Origin of the sequence: Chroococcidiopsis sp. [FACHB-1243], from assembly GCF_014696895.1 — a bacterium.
Lineage (GTDB): Bacteria > Cyanobacteriota > Cyanobacteriia > Cyanobacteriales > Chroococcidiopsidaceae > Chroococcidiopsis.
Map to the genome: position 1 here is coordinate 31867 of NZ_JACJQX010000049.1, position 9788 is coordinate 41654.

Genomic DNA, 9788 nt, shown 5'->3' on the forward strand with positions numbered 1-9788 from the left:
AATTGTGACTCATCTGACTGTGACGCGCTCGTATTGCGTTTTGACCAATGACTAATGACAGCCTTCACGAATGGGTCACAAATCAAATAAAACTGCTATATAAGCAAGCGGTAGATCGAAACTACCTTTTTACCTACACATTCAAGCTACATGAAATCTAAATCCAAGCCAAGAAAAATACAGTTATTAGGAGGAGTGCTAGTATTTGGTATCCTCCTACAGTCAACACCAAGTTATGCTCTGTCGCTGAATATTAATGATTTCTTCAACGATATATTGGATGAATTCAAAGGTTACTTTGACGAGTTAAAGAACGAACTCGTACAGCAAATTGAAGCAGACTGGGGTGGATTGAAACAAGATGCCAAGGAAGCGATTGACGAATCAATTGGCGAGATGGACGTTCCCGACCCAGTGAGCGGCGCTGAAAAACTGCGCGAAAAGCTGAAAACCAAAGGAACGCCTATGGAGAGTAACACGGTTGTCGGTGCGATTGAGGCTGGTCGCCAACTCGAACGCCAAACCGTTCGTGCATCTGTTGCCAGCGTTTTGGGTCAAGAAGGTCAAGCTCGAACCAACAAAGAAATTGAATCTACTCAAAAAACTGTGGATGAAGCTAAGAACTTAGGCGATAGCGCTCAAGATATGGATGCTTCGCAAAACATCCTCAAAGCGATCGCCGCTCAAAACGCTCAGATTGTCTCGATGCTCGGACAGTCTCGTACCGATGAATTGCAAGCCCGCCAGGATGCAGCTAATACCAACTTAATGCTGGAACAAATTGCCGAAAATGGTGCTAGCGATCGCCGTCGCCAAAGTCTGGCGATGGATGGCGAACTGGCAACCCAAATCTCAATTGGAGGCTGGACTCGCCTCCGCGCTACGACTTCCGACTCTGCATCGCAAAGCAACTAGCAGACGCGATGCCATGCTTGCAGCTATCTCTGCGTGCAGAGATAGCTAGCGAGAATTTTTTCAACTATTCAAACTATACAACTATATGGTTTTTCGCTATTTATTACTTCAAGTAGACCCTAACTTCGGTCAAGACGTACTCGAAGCCGCGCAGGGAGGAGCGTTACTGGTAGCCGAGAGTTTCGACGAGTTGTGGAACGAGACAATAAATGGCGGCTTATATCGCTCTTTATGTATCGTCGGTTTCGCGTTTGCGCTTGCCATGCTTGCCCTATTTATGGTTCAGTTCGCTAGGAACTGGATGAACGACGACTACCAACCAGCTCTTGCCAGTTATCTCTGGCCCATCATCGTCATCGGTTTGCTTTTCGGTAACGGCTACCTACTTGCCAACGGTACGCTGGCGCTGCGTAACTACATGAATCACATAGACCAAATTATGTTAGGAAATGCGGCAAGGGGTGCAGACTTGGACGTTGCTTTCAGCCGAGCGATGGGCGACATTCAACTGCGCCGAATGGTCGGGAATGCGATTCAACGCTGTAACGAAAGGGGAGGTACGCCTCAACAAGTTAACGATTGCTTGGTGCAAGCACGAGAAGAACTAGAGGCATACGCGCCGCAACTGTTTCCACAAGAACAAAATGCTAACGAGAATGATTGGTTCTTCAGATCTCTGGGAGCTATTGGTGCGGCGATCGCGCTGACAAATCCACTTGCAGGTGCAGTAGATGGTGCTACTGGCGGCAATCTCGCCAACACGGTCGGTAATTTTGCGATGGAGACGGTTGGCTCTGCCGTGACTGGTTTGTCCGCCACTTGGTTGCTTGCTATCAATAACGCTTACCAGTGGGGCGTTGAAATTTGTTGGATAATTGTCGCCTTACTCGCACCTATGGCAGTAGGAGCTTCGCTGACACCCTACGGTCAAAAACCGATAGTTGCTTGGCTGGCAGGATTCTTCGCCATAGGCATGGCAAAGTTTTGCTTCCACATCATGCTCGGACTTTGCGCTCAGTTGATTAGTACCGCGCAAGCAAACCAACCGATGATTTTTCTTCTGTTTATCAGTATCGTATCGCCACTGCTAGCGAGTGCAATGGCTGCTGGCGGCGGCATGGCTGTCCTCAACGCGCTGACGAAAGGAGTTGAATGGATTGCTAGTGGTGCGATGACGACAGGGACGGCTGGAGTGACATCGGGAGCAAAGATAGCAACGGCTGCCGCTGCTTCGCGCTTCGGTAGGCGCTCTTAAGGAAATTAAAAATTCAAGTTCAAACAAGAAAGTAAGTATCGCTCGTATGACATCCACGAAAGAAAAAAAACAGGCTCCTCAACTGCTCAGCTACGGTAAATCGATCCCTAACTCAGTTGGAGTTGTCGTCGTCAGCTTGACTGCCATCAGCAGCATCTCGTTGGTAGTACAGCTCGCCAACCTGGGCGCTGCTATGAATCTCAACCGCTATACCAAAGGCATGACAATCGTACAGCTTCAAGACGGTACGACAATTCCCGCCCAGCCCCTCGGTCCGAATCAATATACCAACAACACGATTAAAAAGTTTGTCTCCGACAGCATGGTGAAGCTATTTAATTGGGACGGTCTGCTCCAGTCCACTGAAAACGGTGAAGTCGTGACGAAAAAAGACGAAGGGGTGAATGTCGAAGTCAAAAACAAAGGCTTGGTGAAAATTCCTACTAAAGCCAGAGATGCAGCCTTTGCCCTATCTGAAAAACACGACTTTCGCGCTAGTTTTCTCAGAAAACTAACCGAGTACGTACCTCCTGGCTTATTTAACGGCAACGCTCAAGTTGCGTTGGTGCCTCGCTACTTCTCCGAACCGCGTAAGGTTGGGGAGGACAAGTGGGAAGTTGACGCGATCGCCACGCTGGTCACGTTCTCTCGCCGCGACAATGCTGGTAAGGGTATGGCTTTCAACAAAACTATTGTCGTGCAAAAGATCCATTCTCCCCAATCGCCGCCAGACACGACCGACTTAGCAAAGACTATTTACAGCGCCCGCAGATCGGGGTTGGAAATTGTCGAAATCTATGACTTCGGGCTGGGCAAGCCGCCAGAAAAAACAGCCAACACAAAATAATTTTCACCGAGATCCCCACAGTATTAAAAAATCAGTTATGACACAAGCAATAGACGAACTTTTACCGCTAGAAGATGACAGTAACTCCTCAAATTCTGCATCTTCTGTAGATAACTTTGATGAAGACTTAGAAGATGAAGACTGGGAGATAGAAGATCCTGCCCAAGTACGGACTCAACATTCTTCAATTACGTCACCCTTTTCGCGTCTGGGTATGGTTGGCGGTGTTTTTGGTGTTGGTTTTCTCGTCGTTTACTTCAGCCTCAACAGCGTGATGAACGGTAGTGGCGAACCAATTATCGCCAAAACAGCAACCACACCTCAAGATAACACCGTAGAGTCGAAAAACAGCGACGGCGATATCTATGCCAAGCTCGCACTAGCTAAACAAAAAGAAGAGTTGGCGGCTTTGGGCAAACCACCAGCCGACAAAGTAGAGACTCCACCTAAACCAGCAGCACCAGCGCCAACCCGTACTGTTGTCGTCAGACAAGCAGTACCGCCCGCCCCGCGACCTGTTGTTTCGACAGCAACAATGCCCGCACCTCGAATCGCAATCGCACCAGCAGCACCTAAAGACCCATTTGCCGAATTAGAACGGTTACGCAGGATTGGCTCTATTGGCAAGATCGAGTATGGTGACAAATATGCCAGTGCTAATCTTGCCGAGCGCAGTAATTCTGGTGCTGGTGGTGACGATCGTTCGCTGCCCTGTTTAGATCCAGCCCGCGCTACACCAGCCCAAACAGAAGATAACGTACCAGAACCCAAGCCCAGGGAAAGTGACGGCAACTTCGACTTCGACACGAATGATACCAGCCCCGACGCGATCGAACAACTGAAACCGAGATGGCAGCCGTCAATCGCTTCAAACGCTGGCGATCGCTCCCTTACCCTTGCTGCCACACCTAACGCAACGCTAGCTAGTTACGACTACCTCCCAGAAGAAGCACAAATTTTATCAGGCAAGCAACAGCAATACCTAACGCTCGGTTCTCATGCTAGTGCTACCCTTGTAACTCCACTTTTTCTCTCCCAACAACGCGAAGATCGCTCTAGCGGTAGTAAGCGTAGGTTTGTCGCCCGCCTCGACGAACCGCTAATGGCAAACACGGGTGAAATTGCCATCCCCACTGGCACGCTCGTCACGATCGCCATGACTTCTGTAGATAGTGCCTCTCAAGTTCATGCCGAAGTGACTGCCATTCTCAAAGACGAAACCGAGTATCCCGTTCCCAGCGGTGCTATTAGCATATCGGGTAAGAATAGCAGTCCGCTAATTGCCAAAAAAATGCATAACAAAGGCAAGGAGATTGCTGGGTTCGATCTGACGCTAGGTGCAGTTGCCGGTCTAGCCAGTATTGGCGAAACCATGAATCAACCCGATGAAGAAGTGGTAGACGACCTGCCCTTTGGTGGCAGCCGCACGCGCCGCACGCGCCAGCGTCGCTCGATGACGGGTGCGTTTCTACAGGGCGCTTTCGGTCAACTTGCCGATTCGATTGGCAACCGCACTCAAAAAGCTACCGATGAAATTGCCCAGCGTCCTGACATTTGGTATATCCCGCAAAACACCAAGATTGTCGTTGAAGTCAATCGCTCGCTGAAGCTGTGAGCCTTCATCCAAAATTACCCGTATCGCCCTGCCAATTACTAGAGGTTTTTGTGAAACCAAATATCTTTTCTTCTTTTCTCCTCATCACCCTCGGCGCGATCGCCCTAGCGAATATAGCGCCTTCCCCAGCCGCAGCATCCCCCACCAGTACGGTGCGATCGCTCAAAGCCAGTCTGGTAACGGGCAGGCAAGCACGACTACAAACAGTTAAAGCATGGCCTGGTCATGGGGTATCCATCTCCTTCTTCGAGACAGGGGAAGTCATCAGAAGGGCTTGGCTAGATCGCAGCAAAAAGTCCAGATTTATCATCGATGTTGATGGCTGTTTGTCGGGACTGGGCAGGGACTGCGAAAATCCTGGTGCTGGACTGATTCATATCAGCGCGATCGATGGAGTTACGATTCCAGGACTGCCAAACGCACCATACGGCGAACACTTGACTGTGATTACCGAATCCAACGGTCAGAAAAAAAGCTATCACTTTCGACTCGTACCTGGTACTGGCGCTCCCGAATACAGCGAAATCTCGATCGAAAATGACCTAGAACCAACGCTAGAGGAATCCAGCAAGCCCAGACCGAATGCTTATGCTGCTGCCGATGCTCAATGGGTAACTAGGGGAATGCAGGTGGCACTGTCCAATAAGTGGATCGACGCGCAGGGAGCGTTGTGGCAAAGACTAACTCACCTTGTAAGCGAACTCCAATCCGGTGCGGACGCGAACTCGGCTGCGGCAAATGCTGGAGTATCGATGCAGTTAGTCGAAAGGCTGATGCAACTGGGAGGCAAGCGCTTTCCTACCATGTTGCCGCCCAACGGTACTGTTTCTCCTATCCCGCCCGCTCTATCGACAGTGCCAGCTGTAACTCCTACCCCATCTGTGCCTGCTAAAGCAACTTCAGCAACTCACAAACCAACTGTCATTAATTCTTACAGAAGATAAACTATGGAAAAAGCGTATAACGACCCCAACTGTTCGAGCCTCGTCGCTACTGCCGACCCGATCGCAGATCCAGATACAAATACAGCCGCTAAAAAACCTACAACTAGCTACGCCAGATCGCATAGTCAAAGATATCGATATTTACTGACTCTAGGGTTTGTCGCCGCGATCGCCCTGCACGCCCTCAAAGCTGGGGCTGCTACGCCAGAGGAAACGGTTGTAGCTGCTAACGCCAATCCAAGCAATTCTTCTTTTCCGACTCGCTACTATAGCGGAGTCCCAGTACCCGATTGGAACGAGATTACGTTCAAAAACATGGTGTTTTCTGAAGCGGGCGGGACTGAATTGCCTAACATCAAAAGTCGAGGCATGAAGGCTAGACGGGTTTGGCAAGCCGGACAAAGCGTTGCCGACGTGATGGAGTTGGGCGACTTTGAAGCATCTGAGTTTGGCATTGAAAAGCTGTCAGTCCGCAATATTGCTAGCATGACAGGCATGAACCTGAAAACGCTCAAGCTCGATCGCCTGGAGCTAACCAAGTGGCAGACAATTGCAGACTTAACTGAAGCTATCCCTAGCTTAGACAAGTTGCAAGTGGCAGACGTGCCGCCAGTTCGCGATCTGGTAGCTAAACTCGCCCGCTCCTATGCCCTGGACAATCAAACGATCGCCAACCTGCTCGAAACCTACCCAGTCCTGCAAAATGTAGAGCTGGATCAATATATCAATCTCAGCAACTATAAACTGACGGATATTCCAGGGCTGACAGATGCGGCGCTGCAAAAGTTTGCTAACTGGCAAAATAACATCATCGGCAAAGTGCCTGGTTTAGCATTCCTGCCATTTGGCAGTTTTCCTGGCACTCCCGCCGCAGATTTTACCGCTATTGGTAAAGTTGACCTGCCACTGGGGACGCTAGAAAGCGATCGCCACAGATCGATTTCGGGTAGCGATCGCTCTGGGTTTAACGTATCCTGCGATTCTAAGTGCGCCCACATTGAATTAGCAGGTAGCGGCGAACTGACCGGAGCGCAGTGGATCTCTGGCAAGAACCAAAAAGTTAGGGGTGGTTTTGGGGTTTTGGGCAATCTCTTCGATCGTAGAGAACCTACTGGTCGTCACCCCTTCGGCAAGAGCTTTAAGCAAGTTATTTGGAATGTCAATGAAGCGAACGGCAGCATTACAACTGCTATGTTCTTCCGCATCTGCAAGCGCGGCATACCCGACCTTGGTTGCAGTCCCTATGGTATTGGTCCGGTTCAGTTCCTTAACTACAAAGAAATGGATGCAATTTTACTGGGTCGTCCCCTCAGCGTTCCTCGGTGATAGACGCTTTGAGCAATTAAAGGTAAGGCATTTTTTTCAAGATATCTTTTCAACAATATGACTCAATCAGCTAACAAAAGCTTTGTTAATGAAGTTAAGGTTGTCAGTAATTCCGATCGCGCACTCAACGAATATACCGATAAGCTAATCTCGCCTTTCCTTTCTACTCAAGGATTAATTTTAGCTGGAGGAATTTTAACACTAGTAGCATTGCAAATGCTAGATAAGGGAAATAAGAAAAAGCTAGCTAGTAGCTATTGGGGTAGCAATGCTGAAATAGCCAATGCCAAAAAAATAGCTGTAAAACAGATAAAACAACCGCGATGCGACAGTGCAGCTTCATGGATTGGAGCGAACAAACTAGACCGCAATAATCTATATATACCAGATATCCAACGGGGAACGGCAGCAATCGGTGGACCTGGTAGCGGTAAGACGGCAAGTGCTATTCTGCCGATGATTTATGCCGCGATCGAGCAAGAGTTCGGCATTGTTATCTATGATTTTAAATATCCTTCCCTTGCTAAAATAGCTAGTTATGCCAGGAAAAAGGGGTATGACGTACACATTTTTGCTCCAGGTTTTCCCGAATCAGAAGTCTGCAACCCGATTGACTTTCTCCGAGATAGTAGCGATGCCGAAACTGCAAGACAGTTAGCTACGGTGATCAATAAAAACTTTAGGCTGGCGGGGAATACTAACGAAGATGCTTTTTTTGGTCCGGCTGGCGACCAGTTAACACAAGCAATTCTCATGCTTGCTAAAGAATTTGAAAGTAAAGATAATCCCAACCAAAGCTACGCAGATATCATGACTGCTGCTGCTATTTTATCTAGCGAAAAAATGGTAGAGCGATTGAAATCAGCTAATCTGAATCCGTGGATTAAGATTGCCTTCGGTCAATTATTCTCGTCTGCTGACTCGGAGAAAACTGTTGCTGGAATTGCAGGTACGGCATCGTTGATGTTCACTCGCTTCATGGCTAAAAACACTCTCGGATGTTTTGTCGGTAAGACTACCCTACCCCTGGAAGTAAAGCGCCAGCAGATGATTATCTTCGGACTCGACCGAGAACGCCGAGATGCTGTCGGTCCTCTCATGACAAGTATTCTGCACATGGTAATCTCCCGCAGTATTGCCAAAAGGCGTGAAGACCCATTGGTTGTCGCCCTAGACGAGCTACCCTCAATTTATCTACCCGACCTGTATAGATGGCTCAACGAGTCGCGTTCTGAAGGTTTTTGCGGTATTTTAGGCTGGCAGAATATGGGTCAGCTGGAAAAAATCTATAGCAAAGAAATTGCCAAAACTATCCTTGGTGCCTGCGGTACTAAATTTGTCTTCAACCCTGGTGAAGAAGAATCAGCGCGCCAATTCTCTGCCTATTTAGGCGAGGAAGAGATTAAATACAAACAAAAATCGCGTACCAGTGGTGGGGGTAAGACAAGTACTTCTATCAGCAATCAAGAAAAGACGCGCAAATTGTTTGAACCCGCACAATTCCTCAAACTACCGCAGGGTAAATGCGTGTTAATTAACCCAGCCTACAGCAATAAAAAAGAAGGTTCCGTGCCGATCCTGAAAAAAATCAAAATTCCCAAAACTATTGAGAATTGGGAAGAACTAAACCAAAAATCTTGGCAAAAGTTGAGGACGAGATTTGCAAAAAGAAGCACTCAAAAATGCCCCAGTCAAGAAGATTTGGAGAGCAGAATGGCTGAAGTGAACAAACGCTTTCCTATTCCCCAGCAATCCCAACCAACCAAAAATCAACCCCTAGTAAATCTTCAAGGTTTATTTTGACACAACTTTACCAATTCCCAGCCAAGTGTATTTCAAATGAATGACCTGACATTAGAGCGAGAAATCGAAAAGTATCAGAAGCTATCCCGTTGGTCTCACCAATTTCCTCCCAGTATCGAAACTCACTACTTCGATTCCATTCTCGTCTACTACTACAACCGCGATCGCCCAGATAACATCTATTGCGCCACCCTCATAGCAGGTGGTGCTAAACCATCGCTGATTGTCATCCGCTTCGATCGCCAGCTTGTCTTCGTTCAATACAAAAATACCGTCCTTCTAGATAGATTGCCTACACTGCCATGTACGACGAACGCGCCACAGAATTAGGAAATTATTACACGAGAATGACAGATAAATCTGTAGAGACGCTTTACTCTATGGGTAGAGAGATAACAAATTCAATTACAGAGATTGTCAAACTCATTTTTGATAAACTTAGGGAAAATAAAGCAGAACAACCAGAACAACTCGATCGCGTTCGCGTGGATATTGGTAGCGATGTTTACGTTCTTTCCCGCGATCAGGATCTGCCCGATGCCTGGAAGTGGGAGAAATTAGATTCTGTGGCAGATCGATATCGGGCAGAAGCGCCAACCGAGTTTCAGCTACAGACTATTTCTCAGCGGTTAGCAGCAGATGTGACCGATCGCGTCAGTCAAACCGACGATCGCCAGCCGTGTTTGCAAATTGTTGGCACGACTGAATCTGGTAAAGAAGTTGTCCTCTATACCCAAGACGAGACGGGGAACTGCAAGACGAATCTAGCTACCCAACTTCTGACACCAGAAGAATTGGCTGCATTGACTGACTGCACTTCCAACGTCCAGCAGCCACTGGTTGCTGCTGGTTCACCCCTTTCATTAGAAGATCGATCAGAAGGTACGCCATCCCAAAGCAATCCTCCATCTGCCGAACAATTCGATAGTCAGGATTTATTGTCGCTCAAACAAGAACTAGAAAGTAATTTAGTGTTAGCAGTTACTAACCAGAGCATAGAATGGTGAACAGTTTTAGGCAGCGGAGTAAGCAACATGTTTCTCACGAAAAAAGTTTTGTACAACGTGTGGTTGACGTTGTGTA

General features: G+C 48.0%; 9 protein-coding genes. All 9 read left to right on the forward strand.

Annotation, left to right across the window (positions count from 1 at the left end):
* Window positions 1–150 precede the first annotated feature (150 nt).
* Window positions 151–915, forward strand: a complete 765-nt coding sequence (locus H6G17_RS27165) for a hypothetical protein (protein WP_192161678.1) — start codon at window positions 151–153, stop codon at window positions 913–915.
* 85 nt (window positions 916–1000) lie between these two features.
* Window positions 1001–2170, forward strand: a complete 1170-nt coding sequence (locus H6G17_RS27170) for a hypothetical protein (protein WP_192161679.1) — start codon at window positions 1001–1003, stop codon at window positions 2168–2170.
* Between the two features lie 46 nt (window positions 2171–2216).
* Window positions 2217–3017 (forward strand): hypothetical protein, encoded by an 801-nt coding sequence (locus H6G17_RS27175; RefSeq protein WP_192161680.1) that lies wholly within the window; start codon window positions 2217–2219, stop codon window positions 3015–3017.
* A gap of 37 nt (window positions 3018–3054) precedes the next feature.
* Window positions 3055–4632: a TrbI/VirB10 family protein gene (locus H6G17_RS27180; protein WP_192161690.1), complete on the forward strand. Its 1578-nt coding sequence runs from the start codon at window positions 3055–3057 to the stop codon at window positions 4630–4632.
* Window positions 4629–5576, forward strand: a complete 948-nt coding sequence (locus H6G17_RS27185) for a hypothetical protein (RefSeq protein ID WP_199317039.1) — start codon at window positions 4629–4631, stop codon at window positions 5574–5576. The genes H6G17_RS27180 and H6G17_RS27185 overlap by 4 nt, the downstream gene beginning before the upstream one ends.
* A gap of 3 nt (window positions 5577–5579) precedes the next feature.
* Complete coding sequence (locus H6G17_RS27190) at window positions 5580–6902, forward strand: hypothetical protein (RefSeq protein ID WP_192161681.1); 1323 nt, start codon at window positions 5580–5582, stop codon at window positions 6900–6902.
* Window positions 6903–6959: 57 nt separating this feature from the next.
* On the forward strand, window positions 6960–8705 hold the full coding sequence (locus tag H6G17_RS27195) for a type IV secretion system DNA-binding domain-containing protein (protein WP_192161682.1): 1746 nt from the start codon (window positions 6960–6962) through the stop codon (window positions 8703–8705).
* A gap of 36 nt (window positions 8706–8741) precedes the next feature.
* On the forward strand, window positions 8742–9035 hold the full coding sequence (locus tag H6G17_RS27200; protein ID WP_192161683.1) for a hypothetical protein: 294 nt from the start codon (window positions 8742–8744) through the stop codon (window positions 9033–9035).
* Window positions 9008–9712: a hypothetical protein gene (locus H6G17_RS27205; protein WP_192161684.1), complete on the forward strand. Its 705-nt coding sequence runs from the start codon at window positions 9008–9010 to the stop codon at window positions 9710–9712. Before H6G17_RS27200 ends, H6G17_RS27205 begins: the two co-directional genes overlap by 28 nt.
* Window positions 9713–9788 lie beyond the last annotated feature (76 nt).